Annotated in this window: 22 protein-coding genes and 2 pseudogenes; 19 read left to right on the top strand and 5 right to left on the bottom strand. The window is 61.8% G+C overall.

Annotated elements, in window-relative coordinates; genetic code table 11:
- Positions 1–776: 776 nt before the first annotated feature.
- Entirely contained in the window at positions 777–1,568 is a 792-nt protein-coding gene (locus DL899_RS15545) for an ABC transporter ATP-binding protein (protein ID WP_111735282.1), read from the top strand.
- 210 nt (positions 1,569–1,778) lie between these two features.
- Here DL899_RS15545 and DL899_RS15540 read toward each other — a convergent pair whose 3' ends face one another.
- The 5 genes from DL899_RS15540 to DL899_RS15520 form a co-directional block, all read right to left on the bottom strand.
- Positions 1,779–2,216 carry a Zn-ribbon domain-containing OB-fold protein gene (locus DL899_RS15540; protein ID WP_204355327.1) on the bottom strand — a complete coding sequence of 146 codons (438 nt, stop codon included), beginning with the start codon at positions 2,214–2,216 and terminating at the stop codon, positions 1,779–1,781.
- Positions 2,213–3,394 (bottom strand): thiolase C-terminal domain-containing protein, encoded by a 1,182-nt coding sequence (locus DL899_RS15535; RefSeq protein ID WP_111735281.1) that lies wholly within the window; start codon positions 3,392–3,394, stop codon positions 2,213–2,215. Before DL899_RS15535 ends, DL899_RS15540 begins: the two co-directional genes overlap by 4 nt.
- Before the next feature lie 76 nt (positions 3,395–3,470).
- A complete protein-coding gene (locus DL899_RS15530; RefSeq protein WP_111735280.1) occupies positions 3,471–4,310 on the bottom strand; it encodes an IclR family transcriptional regulator in 840 nt (279 codons plus the stop codon).
- A gap of 72 nt (positions 4,311–4,382) precedes the next feature.
- Complete coding sequence (locus tag DL899_RS15525) at positions 4,383–5,474, bottom strand: 2Fe-2S iron-sulfur cluster binding domain-containing protein (protein WP_111735279.1); 1,092 nt, start codon at positions 5,472–5,474, stop codon at positions 4,383–4,385.
- 71 nt (positions 5,475–5,545) lie between these two features.
- On the bottom strand, positions 5,546–5,881 hold the full coding sequence (locus tag DL899_RS15520) for a Rieske 2Fe-2S domain-containing protein (RefSeq protein ID WP_111735278.1): 336 nt from the start codon (positions 5,879–5,881) through the stop codon (positions 5,546–5,548).
- Between the two features lie 201 nt (positions 5,882–6,082).
- Between DL899_RS15520 and DL899_RS15515 the strand changes: the two genes are divergently transcribed.
- The 18 genes and pseudogenes from DL899_RS15515 (at position 6,083) to phnD (ending at position 24,038) form a co-directional block, all read left to right on the top strand.
- The gene (locus DL899_RS15515; RefSeq protein ID WP_111735277.1) at positions 6,083–7,306 is read left to right on the top strand and encodes a cytochrome P450; all 1,224 of its coding nucleotides are present in this window, start codon (positions 6,083–6,085) and stop codon (positions 7,304–7,306) included.
- A 95-nt stretch (positions 7,307–7,401) separates the two neighbouring features.
- Entirely contained in the window at positions 7,402–8,187 is a 786-nt protein-coding gene (locus DL899_RS15510) for an enoyl-CoA hydratase-related protein (RefSeq protein WP_204355326.1), read from the top strand.
- Positions 8,188–8,257: 70 nt separating this feature from the next.
- Positions 8,258–9,052, top strand: coding sequence for an SDR family NAD(P)-dependent oxidoreductase (locus DL899_RS15505; protein WP_111735276.1), 795 nt, complete (start codon positions 8,258–8,260; stop codon positions 9,050–9,052).
- 61 nt (positions 9,053–9,113) lie between these two features.
- Entirely contained in the window at positions 9,114–10,262 is a 1,149-nt protein-coding gene (locus tag DL899_RS15500) for an acyl-CoA dehydrogenase family protein (protein WP_111735275.1), read from the top strand.
- Positions 10,263–10,326: 64 nt separating this feature from the next.
- Positions 10,327–10,641, top strand: coding sequence for a hotdog family protein (locus DL899_RS15495; RefSeq protein WP_111735274.1), 315 nt, complete (start codon positions 10,327–10,329; stop codon positions 10,639–10,641).
- Between the two features lie 20 nt (positions 10,642–10,661).
- Positions 10,662–11,492 (top strand): ABC transporter ATP-binding protein, encoded by an 831-nt coding sequence (locus DL899_RS15490; protein ID WP_111735273.1) that lies wholly within the window; start codon positions 10,662–10,664, stop codon positions 11,490–11,492.
- Between the two features lie 8 nt (positions 11,493–11,500).
- The gene (locus DL899_RS15485) at positions 11,501–13,486 is read left to right on the top strand and encodes an AMP-dependent synthetase/ligase (RefSeq protein ID WP_239494724.1); all 1,986 of its coding nucleotides are present in this window, start codon (positions 11,501–11,503) and stop codon (positions 13,484–13,486) included.
- 8 nt (positions 13,487–13,494) lie between these two features.
- Positions 13,495–14,367 (top strand): branched-chain amino acid ABC transporter permease, encoded by an 873-nt coding sequence (locus DL899_RS15480; protein WP_239494723.1) that lies wholly within the window; start codon positions 13,495–13,497, stop codon positions 14,365–14,367.
- Between the two features lie 3 nt (positions 14,368–14,370).
- Complete coding sequence (locus DL899_RS15475; RefSeq protein WP_111735270.1) at positions 14,371–15,429, top strand: branched-chain amino acid ABC transporter permease; 1,059 nt, start codon at positions 14,371–14,373, stop codon at positions 15,427–15,429.
- 60 nt (positions 15,430–15,489) lie between these two features.
- Positions 15,490–16,710 (top strand): ABC transporter substrate-binding protein, encoded by a 1,221-nt coding sequence (locus DL899_RS15470; RefSeq protein WP_162685605.1) that lies wholly within the window; start codon positions 15,490–15,492, stop codon positions 16,708–16,710.
- A 336-nt stretch (positions 16,711–17,046) separates the two neighbouring features.
- Entirely contained in the window at positions 17,047–17,595 is a 549-nt protein-coding gene (locus DL899_RS15465; protein WP_111735268.1) for a type 1 periplasmic-binding domain-containing protein, read from the top strand.
- 220 nt (positions 17,596–17,815) lie between these two features.
- Complete coding sequence (locus DL899_RS15460; protein WP_111735267.1) at positions 17,816–18,997, top strand: thiolase family protein; 1,182 nt, start codon at positions 17,816–17,818, stop codon at positions 18,995–18,997.
- Between the two features lie 9 nt (positions 18,998–19,006).
- Positions 19,007–19,771: an SDR family NAD(P)-dependent oxidoreductase gene (locus DL899_RS15455; RefSeq protein ID WP_111735266.1), complete on the top strand. Its 765-nt coding sequence runs from the start codon at positions 19,007–19,009 to the stop codon at positions 19,769–19,771.
- A gap of 14 nt (positions 19,772–19,785) precedes the next feature.
- Entirely contained in the window at positions 19,786–20,547 is a 762-nt protein-coding gene (locus DL899_RS15450; protein WP_111735265.1) for a crotonase/enoyl-CoA hydratase family protein, read from the top strand.
- Positions 20,548–20,796: 249 nt separating this feature from the next.
- A pseudogene (locus DL899_RS15445) lies at positions 20,797–21,364 on the top strand (IS6 family transposase); the annotation flags it as partial.
- A 115-nt stretch (positions 21,365–21,479) separates the two neighbouring features.
- Positions 21,480–21,944: pseudogene (locus DL899_RS15440) on the top strand (IS6 family transposase); the annotation flags it as partial.
- Positions 21,945–22,250: 306 nt separating this feature from the next.
- Positions 22,251–23,066 carry a phosphonate ABC transporter ATP-binding protein gene (phnC, locus tag DL899_RS15435; RefSeq protein ID WP_111735263.1) on the top strand — a complete coding sequence of 272 codons (816 nt, stop codon included), beginning with the start codon at positions 22,251–22,253 and terminating at the stop codon, positions 23,064–23,066.
- A gap of 60 nt (positions 23,067–23,126) precedes the next feature.
- The gene (phnD, locus tag DL899_RS15430) at positions 23,127–24,038 is read left to right on the top strand and encodes a phosphonate ABC transporter substrate-binding protein (protein WP_111735289.1); all 912 of its coding nucleotides are present in this window, start codon (positions 23,127–23,129) and stop codon (positions 24,036–24,038) included.
- Positions 24,039–24,067: the final 29 nt, after the last annotated feature.

Below are 24,067 nucleotides of genomic sequence, written 5' to 3'. Positions count from 1 at the left end.
ATCGAGCGATGGCGAGCAAGATACCAAAAAAGGAGAGGCGTGCCTGTCAAGCGAGAGACGGCGGTAATACCGCCGTCTTGCCGTTTCGAATCCCATTCGGTCCGCCACCATCACCCTTTCGAACCCGTTCAGACGGCCCGCCCGAGGCGGATTTTCTCCTGTTTTCAAAGGGGTTTGCCGGATGGGTGCGAACCGCTGAGGCGCAAGAACACGGCGATTTCCGTCTCTGAATGGCCCGTCGTCTCTGGTCGGGCGAACTGCGCTGATTTCAGTTCGATCTGAATTTTCCTTGCGTTTCCAATGGCCTGTCTCGAAAGCCCGCCAAAACTGCGCGCCCTGTTTCCATCGCTATCGACCGAAACAGAGACCGAACATGCAGGAGGCGTGGCCGCGAGGTACGCTGGCCGAATGGCGCGTAGTGGTGGCGGTGAACTCCACACCGTGGACGTTGGTCCGATGTCTGACAGCACTGGGAAAAGGATCTGACCCGTGACGGAGAATATTTCTCCTCTCATCTTGTTTCGCAGTCGGAGCGGCACGGACTTGTCAGAGAAAAATCCTGCGGTAGGGATTTCGGTGCGGATTTGGTCTGGCTTGTTTGGGTGTTACTTGGCGACAACCAAGTAAACATAGAGATTATACCAGATTCACGGCAACCACAAAAGTTTCTTCTTTCCGAGACAAGGATTTGCCGGTAGCATTGCAAGGCGCGCAAAAGTTGGTCCCGACTCCAGACACAGAGCGCGCTTCGGAGGGGCGCAAACGAGGGAGGCAAGATGCTCATTATAAAGAATTTCGAGGTGATGTACAGTGATATCATCCTTGCGGTAAAGGGTATCAACGTCGATGTGGCGGAGCGGAGCTGCGTCGCTCTACTTGGCGCCAACGGCGCGGGCAAGAGCACCACGCTCAAGGCAATTTCCGGCTCGATCGGCACCGAAGACGGCAAGATCACCGGCGGGACAGTCCATTTCGGCACCAAACTCGTCAACCACCTGCCCTCCGATGTGCTTTTGCGCGATGGCTTGGCGCTGGTGGCAGAGGGCCGGCGCGTGCTGCCGCACATGACGGTCGAGCAAAACCTGATCGTGGGCGGTCACATCCTGTCCTCAGGGCAAGAGTTGCGCCACAATCTCGAGATGATCTATCAACGCTTCCCGCAGGTGAAGCAGCTCCGCTCACGTCAGGCCGGCTATCTTTCGGGCGGCGAGCAGCAGATGCTGGTGATTGGGCGAGCGCTGATGGCCAACCCCAAGCTTGTGATGATCGACGAACCCTCGCTTGGCCTCGCTCCCATGATGGTCGAGGAGATCTACGAAAACCTCGCCGGGCTGAAGGCTGACGGGCTGACGCTTCTGATCGTCGAGCAGAACGCCGGCGCGGCGCTAAGCATCGCCGACCACTGCTATGTCATGGAGACCGGGCGCATCGTGCTGGACGGCACCGCGGAGGAAATGGCCAAGAACGAGGATGTGCGCGAATTCTACCTCGGGCTCGATTCCGGCGGCGAGAAGAAGAGCTTCCGAGATATCAAGCATTACCGCCGCCGCAAGCGCTGGCTGGCCTGAACGACCGGGTCATTTTCTTGGGAGAGCCCGCCTGACGCAGATGGAAGCGTCAGGCGGGTTTCGTTTTTTGTTGCCGCGTTTCGCCCAGACCGGGGTCCGCTCATGCCGAACGGGCATTGATTGCACTGACGGGGTCGGTGCCCCCGAGAACAAGAAAAGCGCTGTCCGGGAAACCGGGCAGCGCGAATCCTTGGCAAGGGCCGGAGGGTACTACTTCACCTTCCAGTGGACCAGCGCGTAGGGGGGCGTGCCGTCGGGGTGCTGCTCGAACACCGCCTCAACCTCGGCGCCGATGTGGATCTCTTGCTTTGGATCACCGACAAGGTTGCCCAACATCCGGACATTGCCCGCCTGCGGCAGTTCCACGAGCAGAGCGATATAGGGCCCGTGGTCCTTGAGCGCGGGATGGACGGGGTGCCAGATCCGCGTCCAGGAAAAGATCCGCCCCTTGGGCGCGATTGCCACCCATTCCAAGTCGAAGGACAGGCATTTATGGCAAAGCCACTCCGGCCCCCATTGCCAAGTGCCGCACTGCTTGCAGCGCTGCACCCGCAATTCGCCTTTCAGCGTGCCTTCCCAGTAAGGCAGGTCGAGATGGTCGTTCTCGACGACGGGGGTAGGCATATCCTTGGGAAGATAATAGCTCACAGCGTTTCCTCCGAACCGAAGACAAGACTTGTGACCGGGCTGACCATCGGCCCGGCAATGACGGCGGCGGTCTTGGCCCCCTCCACCTGCGAATCGGCGGTACCGCGAAGCTGGCGCACGGCCTCGATCTGCAGTTCTAGCCCGTGCATATAGCAATGCGCGAGGTTCCCGCCGCTGGTGTTGAGCGGCATCTTGCCCTTGCCCACGATCAGGTTGTCGAGCGTGAGGAAATCATTGGCCTCCTCGGGCTTGAAGAAGCCGTGCTCGGCCAGCGCCATCAGCACCCCGCCGGTGAAGTTCTCGTAAGACTGCACCACGTCCATGTCCTGGGGCCCAAGCTTTGCCATGTTCCACAGATGCTTGGCCACCGGGCCGAAGTTGGCCGAGGCGTAGTTCGGCATATTGTGGCTGCGTGCTGCTGTGCGGTGCTCCGACCCCTGCGCTTGCGAGAGTAGATAGACGGGCTTTTGCTTCATGTCGCGGGCACGTTCTTCTGACATCAGAATCAGAGCCGCGGCGCCGTCGTTCTCCATGCAGCAATCGTAGAGCTTGAAGGGCTCGGCGATCCAGCGCGAGGTCTCGTAGCGCTCGTCTGTAAGCTCCACCCCACGCATGACTGCGCGCGGATTCGACTGGGCATGGTGATAAGAGGCCTGCGCAATCGCCTTGAGCGCATCGCGACCGACCCCATGGTTATGCATGTAGCGCATGACCTTCATGGCAAACCGCTGCGCAGGCGAGATCACCCCGTAGGGCGCGCTCAGCGCCATGTCACCCGAAATGGTGCTCCCGTTGGCGGCTTGGCCGAATCGACGGAACTGGCCCTGCGCGAGTGAGCGATAGACCACCACGACATCGGCAAGCCCGGCAATGATCGCAGCGGCGCCATTGCCGATCGCACCCGCACCACCGCCACCGCCACCGCCCCATTGCAGATTCGAGAAGCGCAATTCAGGTGTGCCAAGCGCAGCCGCCAGACGCGAGGGGTCACTGCGCTCGTCCGCGAAAGAGGCAAAGCTGTCAATCTCTTTCGGATTGATCCCGGCATCCTCGGCCGCCGCTAAGATGGCCATGAGCGCCATCTTGAATTCGGGGTATGGCGATTTGCCATGTTTATAGTAGTCGGTCTCTCCGATACCGACCACCGCGACTTTGCCGCGAAGGCTTCGTTCTGTCATTGTCTCTCCGGTCTTTCATCCTATGTTCGATTTAAGTGCTATTGCGCACAGTGCGCGTCCTTAAGTCGCGCCACCACTATTTCAGCCCCTGTGCCAGCGGCTGGACACGCTGCGCCATCTTGATTAGGGCTCGACCGATTCGTTCGCCGCGCTTGTCGGAGTATTGGCCTGAGAAGAGGGTCGCCGTGAGGATAAGAAGCGGCGCGCCGCGCTTGTCGGTGATCGGCGTCGAGATGGAGTGCAGGCCGTTTACGAAATCGCCGGTGTCGAGCGTCCAGCCTCGCTCGCGCCCGACAAGAACCTCCTGATGGTATTTCTCAAAGCTCAGGGGGCGAATCCAGCGGATCTCGTTGAAGTATTTTCGGAGTTCGTCCTGACTGAGATTGAGTGAGCTCGCCATGGCCCGACCGGTCGAGCCAACCAGCAGCGGTAGGCGCTGGCCCAGTGTCATATGCACACGCGTCTGGCGTGGGCTCGACGTGATCATGATGAGGAGCATCCGCGTATCGGATACCCGCCGCCACAGCGACATAGTAACATCGTGGGCGTCAGATATCTCCTGCATTGCGACGCTGATGTCAGAGATGTTGTGCCCCAAGATCGCGTTGCTCGAGACAAGGTCCAAAAGCCCGTACCCCAGCCGGTAGTGCTTGGTGCTGGAGTCGTAGCGAACCAGTTTTTCAGCTGCGAGCGTCTGGAGAATGTTGAAGCAGGTGCTGGTGTTCAGCCCCAGATCATTGGCGATCTGGCTGCCGCGCATTGCGCCCTTGGCCTTTGACAGAAGTCGTAGGATGCGCACCGCACTTACGACCGCGCCGACGGGCTTGCCCACCAGCACTTGAACCGTAGCATCGTCCACCTGCCGGGAGGTCGGCAGGTCACCGGAGCCAGCGTCACGGACATTGGACTTATACATGGTCTATTCTATCGCTCTGGAAATTGCGCAGGCATTCTAAGGCCTTCCGCAGGGGTGTCAATCGTCGGCGGGTTAATAGAAAGTGTCGCAGAGGATGTTTCCGGCGGGCAACTTCGCTTCGAGCAGCAGAACCCTCTGCACCGCTTGGATCATCGGCGGCGGGCCCGCGACATAGGCCATGAGATCCGCGCAATGGCCCGCCATCGCCGTGTGCATCGCGTCATGGGCGAAACCCCGCATCACCTCGACCCCAGGTACGATCCAGCCTTCGGGCGGAGCCGAATCCTCGTCGGACAGGGCGATGATGATCCGCAGGCCCGGTCCTGCGGTCTCGGCCATCGCGCCGAACGGAGCCAAACTCGCAAGATCGGAGGGCCGGCGGAGGCCAACCACCAGCAGCCCGCGATGGGTGTTGAAATGATCCGCCAATGTCGCCCCGCCCATGACCGAAAGGCCGAACGAGATGCCCGAGCCACCGACCACGCAGATCAGGTCCTGCCCGCATCCTGGGTCGAAGGTCGCGTGGCCCAATGGTCCGAACATCTCCAGTCGGCTGCCCGGCGCACTGCGGGTGAACAGAAACTCGGTCGCCGGACCGTCAGGCTTGCGCTTGACCACGAGCAGCACGCGCTCGCTTTCCGTATCCGGAGAAGGCGTAGCGAAGCTGAAGGCGCGGCCGCCAGCGATGCCGGGGAAGTAGAACAGCCCGAACTGCCCCGCCGCGTAGCGGATCGGCCGGTCGAGCCCCAATTCGATTTCGATCAACCCGTCGCCGATCAGATCAATCCGCAAGATGCGTGCGCCGAAGCGACCAGCCCGGGCTCCGGGCGGGGCGAGCGCGCCACTGGCTCCGCCGAGCGTCAGATCCAGCGTTCCATGGTCGCCCGGTGCTTCGGCGGCACTCTGACAGAGCAGCGCATCATCCGCCCTTGGCTTTTTTCCGTAACCCGGCGCCTCTGGCCAGAGCAATTCGACACGTCCCGAGGTCACCCGGGCCTTGCACAATCCACAAGTGCCCGAAGCACAGCCGTAAGGCACGTCCGCACCTTGGCGCAGCGCTGCCTCAAGCAAGTTCTCGCCGGGCACGGTCGTGAATGTGGCGGTTCCGCTCCGCCCCTTTACATTGACGGCCACCGCCCGCCGATTGACCACGCTTGTCAGCATCTGCTTGTCCTCCAGCCAGGCGATCGGCCTCGTGGTCGGGGCACGATCGCTCGCTCGCCTCCTTTGTGAAATCAATCTTCCATGTAGGCGTACTTATGTTCCTGCTCGAACCAGATGTAGATTTGACCGTTCTCTTCCTTTGTCGGGTAGGTCTTGAGCGCTTCCTCGGCCATACCCACGGGTTCTCCGGTTTCCATCTCCCACTGCCAGAGGTGCTGCATGCAGGTGATGAGTTTGCCGTCGCAGGTACCGAAGGCAAGCTGGGCCTCCATGTGCGGGCAGAGCGCCGGATAGGCATAAAAGCCCGACGCATTGCGGGCGATCAGAATCCCGACGCCATCAATCTCGAACTCCTTCATGTCGTTCTCGAGAACGGCGGCGGCGCCTTCTACCAACTTCCACACCATTTTGCTCCTTCCTCCGACGGACTAGGTCAGTCGGCATTTGCGTTCAACATCAACACGAATGGCCGGCTCGGCCTGCCGGCCGCCTCTCTGCTCCGGGGCGAGATGGTGGCCAGTCTGTGATCATAAACATCTTGACGAAACGTTGCAGTTAGGGCAACACCTAAATTCGTATAGAAGAATGCAATTCTCGTGGGAGGAAAAATGAACGCGCGCATTGATCTGTTAGACCCGGGGTATCTTGCGAACCCCTACCCTGTGTTGAAGCGCCTGAGGGAGGAAAAGCCGGTCTATTGGGACGATCAGGTGAAGGGCTGGGTTGTGACTCGTCACGCGGATGTGAAGAATATCTTGGGCCGCGCAAACGATTTCTCAAACTCGCGCATCCGGCCGTTCCTCGACCACATGCGTCGGCAGGGCCTTAACGAACTCGCCGAGGTGGGGGAATCTGTCACCGAATGGGTGGTGTTCCTAGATAAGCCGCCCCACACCAAGGTCCGGATGGTGCTGAACCAAGCCTTCCTGCCCGCGATTGCCGGGATGGAGGGTTTCGTTCAAGCCAAGATCGAAGCGCTTCTGGACGATCTCGAAGGACGCGAACGCTTCAACCTGCTTGACGACTACGCGGTTCCGCTGCCGACGCATGTGATTGTAGCGATGTTCGGCCTGCCGTCGGAACACGCTGGGATGATCAAGCACTGGTCCGACGAACTGGCAGCTTTCATCGGTGGCGCGCGGCTCGATCCCAAACGGGCGGAACGTTCGACCAAAGCGATCCGGGAGATGCGCGAGTATTTTGCTACCGTGATCGAGGAGCGCAAGGAGAACCGTGGCACCGACGTTATTTCGCGATTGATCGACTTCAGTGAAGCTCAGGCCGAGCCGCTCACCGACGAGCAGCTCCTGCAGACCTGCACGATCCTGATCTTCGCGGGCCACGAAACCACAACCGATCTGATCGGTACGGGCATCTATAATCTCTTGCGCAATCCCGACCAGCTTAAGGTGCTTCTGGAGCATCCGGAATATATCGAAAACGCCATCGAAGAGCTTTTGCGCTTCGACAACCCCGCGGCTTGCCTAGTTCGAGTGTCGATGGTCGATGACGAGATTGGCGGCCAGCAGATCAGGAAGGGCGACCGGCTGTTCTGTATGATCTTGGCCACCAACCGCGATCCTGCGGTCTTCGCCGACCCCGACAAGCTGGACGTGACGCGCAAGCCCAAGGGTTCGCTGCATTTCGGCTACGGCGTCCATCTCTGCCTCGGGGCGCCATTGGCGAGGCTTGAGGGCCGTATCGCGATCCTCGAGTTCCTTAAGCGCTACAGCGGGGTGCAGATGATCGACTCGGTGCCCTCTTGGCGCGAGGCCTATGTCGTGCGCGGGGTGAGTTCGCTTGAGTTGCGCAACCCCGAAGTAGCGCATTAAGTGGCGAGAGTAGCGCATTAAGTGGCGAGCCCAGCACCGTAGGCTACTCGCCAAAGGCCGGGCTTCGCTGTTCCTTTCTCCAATCCGAGGCAGATATGACTGACTACAAACACATCATCGTAGAGAAGACCGACGCGATCGGCTGGATCACGATCAATCATCCCGAGCGCTACAATTCCTTCGACCACGCGACGATCCGCGAGATGGGCGACGCCTTCGAGGCCTTCGGCTTCGACCCGACCGTGGGCGTGGTGGTGCTGACCGGGACGGGTAAGGCCTTTTCGGCGGGCGGCTACCTGGCCGACCTGGCGAATTTCAGCGTCACTAAGGCGCGCCACCTGTTCGCCTCGGCCGGGCGCACGCTTAACCTGATGCGCCACATCCCGCAACCGGTGATCGCCATGGTCAACGGCTTTGCGGTCGGCGGCGGCAACGAGTTAGTGGTCTGCTCGGACCTAGCCATCGCCTCGGAGGAGGCGCGCTTTGGCCAGACCGGGCCGCGGATCGGCTCATCGCCGGTCTATGGCGCGACCAATCTGCTGGCGATGACCATCGGCGAGAAGAAGGCCCGCGAGGTCTGCTACATGTGCCGCCAGTACACCGCCCAAGAAGCCCTCGAGATGGGCTGGATCAACAAGGTGGTGCCGGCCTCGGACTTGCGGGCCGAGGTGATCCGCTGGTGCGAGGAACTGCTCGACAAGAGTCCGGCCTACCTCGAACTGTCGAAGGTCACCTCGAACGTCTGGTGGGACATGCTGTCGCCGGCGATGGCCCATGCCCAGCAGACTCTTTTGCGCCTTGCCGGAGGCGAGGAGATGACTGAAGGCGCGAGCGCCTTCATGGGGAAGCGTAAGCCCGACTTCCGGCAATTTCGGAAGTAACGATGGTAAGTCGAAGCGCCAGCGCCCTTGTGGCGCTGGCGCGCAAGATGAAATCAGGGGAGGAGCGAATATGGCAAGGCGACTTGAAGGAAAGATCGCGCTGGTAATGGGCGCAGGGTCGATCGGTCCAGGCTGGGGCAATGGCAAGGCGGCATCTGTGCTCTTCGCGCGTGAAGGCGCCAAGGTGGTGGCGGTGGACCGGGACGCGACCGCAGCGGCCGAGACCACGCGGGTCATCCGCGAGGAGGGCGGCGAGTGTATCGAGGCAGTGGCCGACATCTCGAGGGTAGCCGATGTAGAGGCGGTGATCGAGAAGACCATTGACACCTACGGTCGGATCGACGTGCTGCAAAACAACGTGGGCATCGTCGGTCTCGGCAACGCGGTGAAGGTTACCGAAGAAGCTTGGGAGAAGTCCTTTGCGGTCAACGCGCGCGGGCTGATGCTAAGCTGCCAAAAGGTGCTCCCGCACATGGTCGCACAGGGCGGCGGCTCGATCATCAACGTCTCGACCATAGCCTCCGTGCGTTATCTTGGTTTTTCCTATACCGCCTACGATGCCTCCAAGGCGGCGGTGAATGCGCTCACCCGCTCGATCGCGGTGGAATTCGGACCAAAGGGCGTCCGCGCCAATACGATCCTCGTGGGGATGATGGACACGCCGCTCGCCCGCGGCGGGATAGAGGCGGCAGGCAGCAACGTTGACAAGATATACTCCGGCTATACGGACACGATCCCGCTGCGCCGGATGGGCACAGGCTGGGATACGGCAAACCTTGCGCTGTTCCTTGCCTCGGACGATGCCTCCTACATCACCGCCGCCGAAATCCCGACCGATGGCGGGCTTATCGCGCGCTGCCTTTGAATAAGGGCGCGCCGCAGTCCGCGACTCACTCCTTCTGATCTTACATCATGGTCCCGTCGAGATGATCCCTAGAACCATTTTCTCTGAAGAGCACGAACTGTTCCGCAACTCCGTTCGCCGATTCATCGAGGCCGAGATCGCGCCCCATCACTCCCGCTGGGAGAAGGAGGGCGTGGTGTCGCGCGAGGCATGGCGCAAGGCCGGCGCAGCCGGAATCCTCTGCTGCGCGATCCCCGAGGAATACGGTGGCATGGGCGGTGATTTCCTCCACAGCGCGGTAGTGATCGAGGAGATGGCGCGGGCCGGCGCATCCGGCCCCGCCTTCTCGCTGCACTCCGACATAGTGGCACCCTACATCCTCAAATACGCGAACGAGGAGCTGCGCTGCCGCTGGCTGCCGCCGATGGCAACGGGCGAGGCGCTGGCCTGTATCGCTATGACCGAGCCCTCGGGGGGCAGTGACCTTCAGTCGATCCGCACTACCGCCCGGCGCGAGGGCGATGAGTTTGTGATCAACGGACAGAAGGTCTTCATCACAAATGCCCAAGGCGCCGATGTGATGATCGTCGCCTGCAAGACCGACCCCGCCGCAGGCGGCAAGGGTATCAGCCTGATCATGATCGAGAAGACGCGGGCAGGCCTTTCGCTTGGCCGCCTGCTCGAGAAGATCGGCAGCAAGGCGATGGATACGTCTGAGGTCTTCTTCGACAATGTGCGCGTGCCCATCACCAACCTCATCGGCGTCGAGAACAAAGGTTTCGTCCACCTGATGACCGAGTTGGCTCAAGAGCGGCTGATCCAATGCGTCCGCGCCGTGGCGGTTGCCGAGACTGCGCTGCAATGGACGATCGACTACGTGCGAGAGCGTAATGCCTTCGGCAAGACCATCGGCGACTTTCAGGCAACGCAGTTTACTCTGGCCGAGCTGCATGCCGAGGTCATGGTGAACCGAGTTTTCATCGACCGCTGTATCGAGCTTCATCTGAAGGGAGAGTTCGACGCGATGGATGCTGCGGTGGCCAAGCTCAGCAGCGTCGAGATGCAGGGGCGCGTTCTCGACAGATGCCTGCAACTATTCGGTGGGTGGGGCTATATGCTTGAGATGCCGATCGCACGCGCCTTCGCGGACGCAAGGCAGACGCGGCTCGCAGGCGGCGCGATCGAGGTGATGAAGCACATCATCGGCCGCAACGTCATCAAGCAGTCATGAACTGACTGGCTGGGCGCCACAGGAGAGGGCGCCCGTCAAAATAAAAAATCAGGGAGAGGATCCAATGACCATCCACTACGAAACGCTGAAGAATTGGCAGATCACGGAGGTCGAACAGGAATACACGGTCAAGGATATGATGCTCTATGCGCAGGGTCTGGGTCTTGGCCAAGATCCCATGGACCACGACCAGCTTGGTTACGTCTATGAGGATGGCTTGAAGGCGCTGCCGACGCTGGCAGTGGTGCTGGGGTATCCGGGCGAGACCCTGCGCACCGAGGCTTGGGGCACCACTGTTGGCTCGGCCGCGTCCCGCGTTCGCGCGGTCGAGCGCGACGTCGTTGTGGTCAACAACGGCCATGCTGATTTCACAATCTGACGGGAACGGAAGGGCATATCATGTACAGACAAGAGGCTTCAGCTACATTGCCCCAAGTGCATCCCAGGGCCCCGATCCTCGACGTGAAGGGGGTCAGCCTGCGCTTCGGCGGCGTTCGGGCGCTTTCGGACGTTTTGCTACATGTCGACCAGGACGAGCTGGTAGCGGTCATCGGGCCGAACGGCGCGGGGAAGACCTCGCTCCTGAACAGCCTCGCGGGCTTCTACCACCCGCAGGACGGCGACATCACGCTTTTCGGCAACTCAATCCTTGGCATGGCGCCGCACCGCATCGCCAAGGCCGGCATGGCCCGGACCTTCCAGGGCATCCACGTTCTGTCCACGCTCTCGGTGATCGAGAACATCATGCTCGGCTGCGGGTTCAACGCCCGCGGTACGCTGGCGAAATCGTTCCTGTATCATCTCTTCGGCAGCCGTGAGGAGGTGGCGCTGCGGGCCAAGGCCGAGGAGATTGCCGATTTCCTCGACCTCGGCCTTGTCCGCCACCAGCCGGTGGAAACGCTGGGTTACGGGCTGCGGAAACGGGTGGACCTTGGGCGGGCGCTCGCGCTCGAGCCGAAGATCCTGCTCGTGGACGAGCCAATGGCGGGCATGAACGGCGAGGAGAAGGAGGATCTGGCGCGGTTCCTTGTGGACATCCGTGAGTTATGGAAGATTCCGATCGTGATGGTCGAACACGACATGTCGGTGGTCATGGATCTGGCCGACCGGATCTATGTGCTCAACTTCGGGCAGGTGCTGGCCAGCGGCACGCCCGCCGAGATCCAGACCAACCAGGATGTGATCAACGCTTATCTTGGGGGTTCCTACACGGCGGGCGGGGCAGCATGATGAGGCCGGTGAAACCCCAGACCATCCCGCAACTGCTGCTCGACCGTGCCCGACGCACTCCAGAGACGGTGGCCCAACGCCACAAGCGGCTGGGCATCTGGGTCGAATTCTCATGGTCGGCGGTTGCCGACGAGGTGATCGCGCTCGCCTCTGGCCTTGTGGCTATGGGGCTTGAGCCCGGCGAGACCGTGGCGATGATCGGCGAGAATGAGCCCGAACACTACTGGGGCCAGATCGCGGCGCAGGCCGCGGCGGGGCGCGCGGTCTCGATCTATCCCGACTCGACCCCGGCAGAACTCAAGTACATCCTGCTTGATTCCGAAGCGAAATACCTTCTCGCGCAGGATCAGGAGCAGGTGGACAAGGCGCTGGCGATTCTGCCTGACTGCCCCGATGTCCGCGCCGTGATCTACTGGGACGAGCGCGGCCTTTGGTCCTATGAAGACAATGTCCTGTATACCTATCGCGACGTGCAGAACAAGGGACGCGAATGGTGCAAGAGCAACCGGCAGGTAATCGACTTGCGCATCGAGTCCGGACGGCTCGATGATACGGCGACACTGTGCTACACCTCGGGCACGACCGGCGCGCCCAAGGGTGTGATTCTGACTCACCGCTACATCTTCGACAATGCCGCGCGCCTGAACACCGGATTTCAAATCCAGCCGGGCGCGCAGTATTTGAGCCAGATCCCGCTGGCCTGGGCGCTTGAGCAGATCGCGGGCGTGGTGCTGGGCATATCTGTGCCGCTGGTCGTCAACTTCCCCGAACAGGCCGAGACCATCCGACATGACACCCGTGAACTCGGGGTCGAGGTGATCGTGTTCAGTCCGCGCCAGTGGGAGGGACTGTCCTCGGGGCTCGAATCGCGGATGCTCGACGCGGGGCGCATCCGGCAGTGGCTTTACCGCAAGGCGCTGGCGGTCGGCATGGCTCGCGCGACCGCTCGGCTTGACGGGCGCCGGGTGCCGCTCTGGGCGCGGATCCTGCACCCGCTGGCGCAGGCCAGCGTACTATGGCACATCCGCGAGAACCTCGGTCTCAGCGGTGTGAAATGGGCCATGTCTGCAGGCACCGCGATGGCGCCCGATATTTTCCGGCTGTTCCATGCGCTCGGCGTGCCGCTGCGCAACATGTACGGCACATCCGAATACGGACCCGTCACGCTGCATCAGGGCAACGCCTTCGATGTCGAGACCGTGGGCCGCTTCCTTGTTGGCGACCCCGATCTCGGGCCACCATTGGAGTGGAAGCTCGGTGATGACGGCGAGCTGATGCTGCGCGGGGGGGCGGGCTTTGCCGGCTACCACAATAAGAAGAAGGCGACCGCCGAACACTTCAAGGACGGCTGGTATGCCACCGGCGACGCGGTGAGCGTGACCAACGACGGTGAGATCATCTTCCTCGAACGGGTCTCGGATATGCGCATCCTGAGTGACGGGCACCGCTACCCACCGCAGTTCATCGAGACGCGGCTGCGCTCGAATCCGTTCATTAAAGACGTGATGGTGATCGGAGATGAGCGGCACGACTATGTCACGGCGCTGGTCAATATTGACGAGGAGATGTGCTCGTCTTGGGCCGAGCGGCGCAACATCGGCTTCGCCAATTTCACCGACCTGTCAAAGCGCCCCGAGATTTACGAGATCGTGGGCGAAGGGATCCGCAAAGTGAACGTGGTGTTGCCACCAAAATCACGGATAGTTCGATTTGCCAACTTCCCCAAGAACATCGACCCTGACGACGGCGAACTCACACGCTCGCGCAAGCTCAAGCGCGAGTTTATCGAGAAACGCTACGAGGACATCATCACAGGACTCTACAATGAGAGGACGGAGATGGTCAGCACCTCGATCCAGATCACCTACCAAGGCGGAGGCAGCGGCATGCTGCACGCCGATGTACCGATCATGAACGTCGTGGCGACGCCAGGCAGCCATCAGCACCGACCCGTTGCCAGTGAAAAGAAATCGTCGAGGAGTGCCGAAAGATGACACTGTTTATGACCTTCGCCATCAACGGGGCCTTGCAGGGCCTGCTCTATGCTCTTGTCGCCATTGGCTTCAGCGTGATCTATCGCGCGAGCAAGGTTTTCAACATCGCGCAAGGCGAACTCGTGGTGCTGGGCGGGTTCCTCGTCTGGCTGACGGTTACGGAATGGGCGCTGCCGCTCTATCTGGCGTTGCCACTGTCGCTCGCGCTGGCGGTGGTCGGCGGCTGGCTGATCGAGGGCATCTTCTTCAAGCGCCTGATCGGCGAGCAGGTCTTCGCCATGGTGATGATGTCGATTGCGCTGCTGATCTTCATGCGCGGCTTTATGCTGGTGGTGTTCGGCCCGGACGTGCGCGCGTTCCCGGCGATCTTCCCGTCGAAGCCGATCATCTTTCACGGCGTCCTGATCATCCGACCGCTGCTTATTGGCGGGATCCTGACGGTACTGATCGCCTTCGGACTCAGCTACTTCTTCAACCGCACCCGAGCCGGGCTCAGCCTGACCGCGGTGGCCGAGGACCATCGCACCGCGATGGACCTCGGCATTTCGGTGCGCCGCGCCTCTCAGGTCGCCTGGATCCTCGGGATGGTGCTGGCGATGGTCGGTGCGGTCGTGACGATGAACGGTAATTCGATCAACTTCCTAGCCTCGGGGATCGGCTTCATCGCGATCCCGGTGGCCCTGCTCGCAGGGCTAGAGGCGATCACCGGGATGCTGCTTGCAGGCATCCTGATCGGCGTGACCGAGCGGCTGACTGCCGGCTATATCGACCCACTGATCGGCGCCAACTTTGCGTCGGTCTTTCCCCTCCTGCTGATGCTGCTCATCCTGACCTTCCGTCCGTCCGGCTTCTTCGGCTGGAAAACCATCGAGAGGATCTGACCCATGTTCCGCAATCCTGCGGGGATATTCCCGCTCTCTTACCGGCAGGACATGGCGCTTGTGCGCAGCCGGCCGCAAATTACCGTCCTGCTGGCTTTTTTGGTGCTGCTGATCCTCGGGCCGCTCTACTTCAGCCCGCGGATGCTGGCAGTCATGAACACCTCGATGATCATGGCGGTAGCGGTGGTGGGGCTGCAGATCAACCTCGGCTATGCCGGGCAGATCAATCTCGGCCAAGCGGCGTTCATGGGGGTAGGGGCCTATGCCGGCGGTATGCTGGCCAACTTCAGCGGTCTGAGCTTCATCGTGGTCATCCCGCTTGCTGGGCTGGCAGCGGCGGCTTTCGGCTATCTGTTTGGGGCGGTGGCAGCGCGAATCAAGGGCTTCTACCTGGCGTTGACGACGCTGGCCGCGCAGTTCGTGTTCCACTTTGTGGCCATCAATCTGCCCGCAGACTGGACCGGGGGTGCCAAGGGTCTTGCCCTGGCCCCAGCCTCGCTCTTCGGGTTCCAGTTCAACACCGAGGGGCGCCTGTACATTCTCAACCTCGCCGTGCTGGTGCTGATGACGTACGGTGCCTTCAGCATCGTCCGCGGTCGCTACGGTCGCGAGTTAATCGCCGTGCGCGACGAGGACTCGGCCGCCGGTATCATGGGCGTGGATGTGGTGCACACCAAGGTCCACGCCTTCCTCTTGGGGTCGTTCTTCGCCGGGGTGGCCGGGGCGCTCTGGGGCTATTATCTCCGCTACATCTCGGTGGACCAGTTCACGCTCTTCAACTCGATCTGGATGATTGGTATGATCATCGTAGGGGGTATGGGCTCGATCACTGGCGCGCTGATCGGGGTGGTCGTAGTGCGGGCGATCCAGGAGGGGATCACCTCGCTTGCCCCGATCGTCGCCGATGCCGTGCCCTCGCTTGGCAGTGAGCTGATTTTCGCCAGTTACAACATGGTGCTGGGCATCCTGATTGGGGCCTCGCTGCTGATCGAGCCGAAGGGGCTGATGCACCGTTGGAACACGATCAAATCGTCTTATCGAATCTGGCCGTATCCCTACTGAGGGGCGGCCCGCGCCCGACGGGAATACTGGGTATCACAACTAAGGGAGAAGACTATGAGAATGAAGCGACTTCTGGTAGCTGCAGGGCTTTCTGCGGCGCTGATGGGCGGAATGACGGCGCTACCGGCGCTGGCCGAGACCGAGATCGTGATGCCCGGCTGGGCAGACTATTCGGGGCCCTATGCAGATATCATGCCCGGCTGGGAAGGCGGACGGGTCGCCGTGATCGAATGGTGGAACGCCAACAAAGGAAAGGAACTTGGCGTCAAGCTGACCTACAAGGGCGTGGACGGGCGCTATGACCCGGCGCAGGTTGCCAGCCTGTGGCCCGGTGTGCTCAGCGAGTTCAAGCCCGTCCTGCTTTTCGGGATGGGCGGAGCCGACTATGCCGCGATGAAGACCCGTCTGCCCGAAGACAAGGTGCCGATGATCTCGCCCACGGGCGGATACGGTTTCACCTGGGCCGATAACCCCTGGTCGTTCAACCTCCGCCCGACGCTGGCCCACGAGGCGGCGATGTATGTCGAATGGCGACGCAAATCCGAAGCCATGACCCGGCCGCTGAAGGTCGTCGTTGTCGCCTCCGAGGCGGCGCCGGCCTGGGTGGATACGGTGAACGGGATCAAGGCCTTTGCCGCCGGCAACCCCGACAAGCTTGATCTTGTTGACGTGATCTGGACCGCGCCGCAGCCGACCGACCTCACCACGGACATCTTCGCGGCGGTGAGCAAGCAGATCGACGCGGTCATTGTTATGACGAACAGTGCCGGGTCGGTTGCGGTCAAGACCGCGCTCGACAATGTAGGGTCGGACGTACCCCTGATGTTGGGTGCCCACAACGGGCTAACAGCGGCGGGCGCTGCGATCGGCGGGATGGAGACGCTGACCAACACCTTCGAATGTGCGGCAATGGCGCCGCCGGTATCAGGGACCGAGGCGGCAGCCTTCTATGACGAACTACATGTTTCCTACGGGCTTGAGCCCGCTTGGGACAATGCGACGATCCTGGGCATCAGCCAGGGCCTTTTCATCGTCGCCATCATGGAAGAGACGATCCGTCGGTACGGGGCCGGCGAGTTTGACGGCGAGAAGGTGCGCGAGGTAATCCTCGACTACACCGTTCCCGCAGCCGCCATGCACGGGTTCACCGGCGACATGAAGATGAACAACGAGTCCTCATTCCCGCTCAGCGGCCTGATCGGTTACTGTGCGACGGTCAATGCCGGCGCCTTTATGGTACTCGAGGGGGCCGTTCCGGTTCCCGAAATTCCGAAATGGTAAACTAATGGCGGCGGCGAGACTACTTGTCCGCCGCCTCATAGGCGTCGGTCTCGTTGCGGGGCAGGCGCAGGCGCAGGATCATCTACAGCGAGGATACGATGTACAAAAGGGTGGTGGGATTTGCTGCAGTTCTGATCGGGGCACTGCAGGCAGGCGCGGGTGCATTGCAGGCCGAAACGACCTATTCGGTCGTGGGCTGGGCCGATTTTTCGGGGCCTTATGCCGACGTGATGCCCGACTGGGACAGTGGCCGGGTCGGCGTCATCAACTGGTGGAACACGACCCGCGGCAAGGAAATCGGGGTCAGGATCGAGTATTCCGCCGTGGACGGGCGCTATGACCCTGCGCAGATTGCAGCCAGGAGTGCTGAGCGAAAAGAAACCGCTGGCGCTACTCGGCATGGGCGGGTCCGACTCGGCAGCAATGGGACCGCGCCTGCCCGAGGACAAGGTGCCGATGGTCTCGGGCGGGGGCGGCTACGGTTTCACCTGGACCCCCGATCCTTGGCTTTTCAACGTGCGCCCGACGCTGGTCCACGAGGCCGCGATGTATGTCAAGTGGCGCTACGCGACCGAGAACCGAGACACGCCCTTGCGCGTGGTTGTCGTCGCCTCGGAGGCGGCGCCGGCTTGGGTCGATACGGTCGACGGGATTAAGTCCTATGCGGTCAACAACCCCGACAAGGTGGAACTCATAGACATTATCTGGACCGCGCCGCAGCCGACCGACATGACCACGGACATTTTCGCCGCTGTCGGCAAGGGGATCGACGCGATCATCGTGATGGCGAACACTGCAGGTTCGGTCGCGGTCAAGACCGCGCGTGACAATGTCGGTTCGGATGTTCCGATGTTGGCGGGCGCTCATAACGGGCTGACGGCGTGACCAGTGAGAACCTCCGCGAGACGATCCTGTCCCATCCCGTCTCAAAGGACGGAAGTGTCAAGACGATGCGGTCCATGACGCATACGCCGCCGTACAGGAGCGGAACCCAACATCCCGGACCGACGCGCCGCGCCTTGCGGCGATGCCGGTCTGATACCTAGAGCCCCGGGGGCCGGAGACCTCCCACGCGGTCCGGGCCAAGCCAGAAATGGAGAACGCCATGAGAAACCCCGTTATCGTCGACGCCCTGCGCACCCCGATGGGGCGCGGCAAGCAGGGGGGCAGCCTGAGCGCTGTGCACCCCTCGGACCTTCTGGGCCAGGTGCTGAAGGCCTTGGTCGAGCGCAACGGCATCGACCCGGCCCGCGTGGACGATGTTCTGGTCGGCTGCGTCAGCCAGGTCGGCGAGCAGTCGGCAACGCCCGGACGCTGGGCGCTTCTGTCGGCAGGCTTTCCCGCCTCGGTCCCCTCGACCACCATCGACCGCAAGTGTGGCTCCGGCCAGCAGGCGGTGCACTTCGCGGCGCATGGCATCGCGGCCGGGGCCTATGACATCGTCATCGCGGGCGGGGTCGAGAGCATGAGCCGCGTGCCCATGGGCAGCGCCCGGATCGGCATGGATCCCTTCGGAGACGGTGCCAACGCCCGCTATGCGCCGGGACTGGTCAGCCAGGGCGTGGCCGCCGAATTGGTCGCCCGGAAGTGGAGCCTCACCCGGGAGGAGCTGGATATCTATTCGGCCACGTCGCACCACCGCGCGGCGCAGGCGCAGGCGGCAGGCGGCTTCAAGGACGAGATCCTGCCGATCGTGACACCCGACGGCATCGTGGATGCGGACGAAACCATCCGGGCCAAGTCCTCGCCCGAGGGTCTTGCGGAGCTCAAGACCCCGTTTGCCGATACGGCGCTCGAAGACCGGTTCGAGGGTATCGAGTGGAAAATCACCGCCGGCAACTCCTCGCAGATCACCGACGGGGCGTCGGCGTTGCTCCTGATGAGCGAAGACACCGCCAGGGCCCTGAACCTGAAGCCGATTGCACGCTTTGCGGGCTTCGATGTGGTCGGAGACGATCCAACGTTGATGCTGACCGCGCCAATCCCCTCGACACGGCGGGTGCTGGAGAAATCAGGTCTGTCCCTTGATGAAATCGGGCATTACGAGGTTAACGAGGCTTTCGCCCCGGTTCCCTTGGCTTGGCAGCGCGCCCTGGCCGCCGACCCCGAGCGGTTGAACCCGCGCGGCGGGGCGATCGCCCTGGGTCATCCGCTGGGTGCATCCGGCGCGCGGATCATGACGACGATGATCCACGCCATGCGCCAGACCGGGACGTGCTACGGCCTGCAGACGATGTGCGAGGCCGGTGGCATGGCCAATGCCACCATTCTCGAAGTAATGAATTGAAAAGAAAAAATGGATATAAATGGAAAATCCGCCGTCGTGACCGGCGGCGCCTCAGGACTGGGCTTTGCCACCGCACAGAAACTGATTGCACAGGGTGCGCATGTCGTGATCGCGGACCTGCCCAGCTCGGCCGGTGATGAACAGGCCAAGTCCCTGGGAGACCGCGCACGTTTCGTTCCCGCCGACGTGACCGAAACCGAGCAAATGAAGGCCGTCTTCAATGCGGCCGAGGAGATGGCCGACCTGCGGGCCTGCGTGCACTGCGCAGGGCGGGGCGGGGCGCTGCGGATCCTCGACCACGAGGGCAACGCCGGGTCGCTGGATCACTACGAGGGGCTGATCCGGCTGAACCTCGTGGGGTCGTTCAACGTGCTGCGCCTGGCGGCAGAGCGGTTCAACCGCAACGAGCCGATCGCGGACGAACGCGGGGTGTTCATCCTGACCGCCTCAGTCGCAGCCTGGGAAGGTCAGATCGGCCAGATTCCCTATGCCTCCGCTAAGGCGGGCATCGTCGGCATGACCATCGTCGCGGCGCGTGACTTGGCCAAGCGGCTGATCCGCGTCTGCACCATCGCGCCCGGCATCTTCGACACGCCGATCCTGGCGCGTTTGCCGCAGGAGGTCCGCGATTCGCTCGGCGCCTCGGCGCCGCATCCCGCCCGACTGGGCCAGCCCCCCGAGTTCGCCGCGCTCGCCGCGCATATCATCGAGAACCAGATGCTGAACGGCGAGACGATCCGGCTCGACGGCGCGATCCGGATGCAGCCGAGATAGGCGCGGGAGAGACCATGTCAGAGCTGATTGTCGAGGTCGCCGACCATGTCGCTGTCCTCACCATCAACCTGCCGGAGGCGCGCAACGCGGCGACGCTGGCCCTGTCCGAGGCGATGGTTGAGGCGATCGACCGGATCGACGCGGATCCGGAGATCCGCGTTGCAATCCTGACCGGCGCGGGCGGCCATTTCTGTGCCGGGATGGACCTCAAGGGATTCCTGCGCGGTGAACTGCCGAAGATCCCGGGCCGGGGTTTCGCCGGCCTGACCGAAGCCCCGCCGAAGACTCCGATCATCGCGGCGGTCGAGGGCTATGCCTTGGGCGGCGGGTTCGAGCTGGCCCTGGCCTGCGACATGATCGTCGCCGCCGGGACCGCCCGCTTCGGCCTGCCCGAGGTCAAGCGCGGGCTGGTGGCGCGGGCCGGTGGCCTGCTGCGCCTGCCGCGTCAGATGCCGCAGCGCATCGCGATGGAGCTGATGATGACTGGCCGGTTCCTGGAGCCGGAAGAGGCCCTGCGCCTGGGTCTGATCAATCGGGTCGCGCCGGAGGGCGGCGCCCTCGACGCGGCGCGCGGCCTGGCGGGTCAGATCGCCGCAAACGGGCCGCTGGCGGTCGCGGCAGTCAAGGAGGTCGTGACGCTTCAGCAGGACTGGCCGGTGGCCGAGGGCTTCGCCCGGCAGGCCGAGTACACCGACCCGGTCTTTGCCTCGGACGACGCCAAGGAGGGCGCGACCGCCTTCGCCGAAAAGCGCGCCCCGCGCTGGACTGGAAGCTAAGAGTATTGACCCTCCCGGCCCCGTCGCGGCGGGGCCGGGAGGGTCACAGGTCTGTGGGTTTCTGCTGAGAAGTGACCCGGTAGGCTGCTAAATTTTCACTGATAATTGACCCATGTGAACACATTGCCCTGACGGGTCTTGTCAGAAGAACTCAGCTTGAGCCTGACTGATCCACCCCCTACCCCGCCCGCAGGAGGTGTCAAGACGATGCGGCCTGCGCCTGCAACGGCGGCACCCTACCCTGCCGGAATGAGCAAACCCAACCCTTTTCGTTATTTCCGAACCAGCCCCGAGGTCATCCGCCTGGCGGTCATGATGTACGTTCGTTTCCCGCTCTCGTTGCGCAACTTCGAGGACCTGCGGCACGAGCACGGTATCGACGTCAGCCATAAATCCGTTCGGTTTTGGTGGATGCGGTTCGGCCCCCTGTTCGCCTCCGAGATCCCCAAGACCAAGGTCCAGCGGATGCGCGCCCACTCGAACTGGCAATGGCATCTCGACGAGGTCTTCGTGAAGATCAACGGCGAGACGCATTACCTGGCGGGACGTCGACCACGAGGGTGAGGTGCTCGAGGCCTTGGTCACCAAGCGCCGCGATCGCAGGGCAGCGTTGAAATTCCTCAGAAAATTGATGAAACGCTACGGTCGGCCAGAGCAGATTGTCACCGACAGGCTGCGCTCCTACGGCGCCGCCATGAAGGAGATCGGAAATGCCGATCGGCAGCAGACCGGGCGCTGGCTGAACAATCGCGCCGAGAATTCCCACCTGCCCTTCCGACGACGAGAACGCGCCATGTCCGGCTTCCGGCGGATGCAAGGGCGGTGTCAAGTAAACCGGCTTGAGCCGGTTGAATTGAGGGCGTAGCTTGTCGCCATGACAAAGTGCAGCCCATTTCGTTGTTTCAGAACGAGGTTTCAGAACGAGCCCTGAAATCATCCGCCTGGCGGAGATGCTGTACATCCGGTTTCCGCTCTCGCTGCGGAACGTGGAGTACTTGCTCCACGAACGCGGCATCGATGTCAGCCACGAGTCCGTGCGGTTCTGGTGGCAACGCTTTGGTCCGAAATTCGCCTCCGAAATCCGCAAGAAGAGCGTTGAACGGATGCGGGCATGGCCACAATGGCAATGGCATTTGGACGAGGTTTTCGTGAAGATCAACGGCGAGCGACATTACCGTTGGCGGGCAGTCGATCACGAGGGTGAGGTGATCGAAAGCTACGTGACGAAGACACGAGACAAGCGTGCGGCCCTTAAATTCTTGAAGAAAGCGATGCGGCGCTACGGGCGGCCCGAGAAGATCGTGACCGACAAACTACGCTCCTACGGGGCCGCACTGAAGGAAATCGGGGCGGTCAATCGGCAGGAAACCGGCCGGTGGCTCAACAATCGGGCAGAGGGCGGTGTCAGAGCAACTTCGCTTGAGGCCGGCTGACGGCCTTGTCAGAGAAAACCCTGTGGTAGGGTTTTCGGTGCGGATTTGGGCTGGCTTGTTTGGGCGTTACTTGGCGACAACCAAGTAAGCAAGGAAATTATGCCAGTGTCTCAAAGCTCAGGACCGGGGAAGAACGAACGAGTCCAGTTAATCTGACAATACCCATCTGTCCGGTATTTCTGAAATCCGCAGCTGTAAAGAAACTGAATCAAAACCGTCACGAAGCTGTAGCCTTGGGTCTCTACCCGCTCCCTTAACATTGGGGGCAACATGCTGCAGATAGACACGCTGACAAAGCGCTTCGGAGACAAAACGGCCGTGGACGCGGCCAATATCGTCATCGACAAACCGACAATGATCGGGATCATCGGGCGTTCAGGCGCGGGCAAATCCACGCTGTTGCGCATGCTCAATCGCCTGAGTGACGCCACGACGGGCACCATTACCTTTGAGGGCGAAGAAATCACGGCGCTGCGCGGGGCTGCCAAGCGGAACTGGCAATCGCGTTGTGCGATGATCTTTCAGCAGTTCAACCTGGTGCCGCGCATGGACGTGGTGTCGAACGTGCTGCATGGAACACTGAACAAGCGGCCGACCTTTGCGACGATGTTCAACCTTTATCCGCAGGCTGACATTCACAAGGCAATCGAGATCCTCGATCGGCTGGGGATTGCCGAACAAGTGCCCAAGCGCGCCGAAGCGCTTTCAGGCGGTCAGCAACAGCGCGTCGCCATTGCCCGCGCGTTGATGCAGAACCCCAAGATCATTCTTGCGGACGAACCAATCGCCTCGCTCGACCCGATGAACGCGCAAGTTGTCATGCAGTCCCTTCGGACCATCCACGAAGAAGACGGGCGCATGGTGATTGCCAATCTTCATACGCTCGACACCGCGCGTCGCTATTGCGACCGGGTGATCGGGATGCGCGACGGGCGGATCGTTTTTGACGGAACACCCGAACAGCTGACCACTGGGGTTGCGCGCGATATTTACGGGGCGAATGCAGATTTTTCCGAAGCTGCCACCTCCACCGAAATCGAAACACTGGACATGCCCGAGGTGCGCGAAGCGGAAGCCTACGTCTGAGCCAGTTTGAACCCGCGTGATTTGCGCGGGCCACCTTCATCAAACCAAACGGAGATCATGATGAAAAAGACCCTCGCAGTGGCGCTTATCGCCACCACAGCCCTCAGCAGCGGCGCATTTGCCCAAGAGATCACCGAATTCCGCATCGGCATCCTGGGCGGCGAGAACGCTCAGGACCGTATGAACTCCTACCAGTGCCTTGCCGGCTACACGACCGAAGCGCTTGGCGTTGAAACCAAGCTTTTCGCCCCTGCCGACTATAATGGCGTGATCCAGGGCCTGCTGGGCGGCAACATCGATATGGCATGGCTGGGCGCGTCGGCTTACGCAGCAACCTTCCTGCAAGACCCCGACGCGGTTGAGCCTGTTCTGATCAAGGTGAATGTGGACGGCTCCGTCGGCTATCACTCAATCGGCTTCGCCCGTAAGGACAGCGGCATCACCTCGCTTGACGACATGGAAGGCAAGGTTTTTGGCTTTGGCGACCCGAACTCCACATCCGGCTACCTGATCCCATCCATCGAGATCCCGCAGTACAAAGACGGTGTCACCATGGAGAGCGGAGAATATTTCGGTGAGGTCAAATTCACCGGCGGCCACGAACAGACGATCGTTGCAGTCAATAACGGTGATATCGACGGCGGCGTGACATGGGCTGACGCTCAGGGCAACTGGGAAGACGGCTACAACTCCGGCGCGCTGCGCAAAGCTGTTGACGCTGGTCTGGTCGATATGAACGACATGGTTCAAATCTGGAAATCCAAAATCATCCCCGAAGGCCCCATCGTTCTGCGCAAGGCCCTGCCCGCTGATGTCCGCGCGAAAATGACCGCCCTGGTGGACGGTCTTTACGAAGCGGATCCGGACTGCGCCTACGGTGTGGCGTCGGGTGACACCCTCGGCTTCCAGCCGGTAACCCACGACACCTACATTTCCATCGTCGAGGCCCGCAAAGCCAAGATCGGCGGCTAAGCAATTTTCATGACGTATCCGGCAGCCCC

Origin of the sequence: Roseovarius amoyensis (assembly GCF_003260265.1) — a bacterium.
GTDB lineage: Bacteria > Pseudomonadota > Alphaproteobacteria > Rhodobacterales > Rhodobacteraceae > Roseovarius > Roseovarius amoyensis.
The sequence above is the reverse complement of the archived record's forward strand: the minus strand, read 5'-3'. Positions and strand labels throughout refer to the sequence as shown.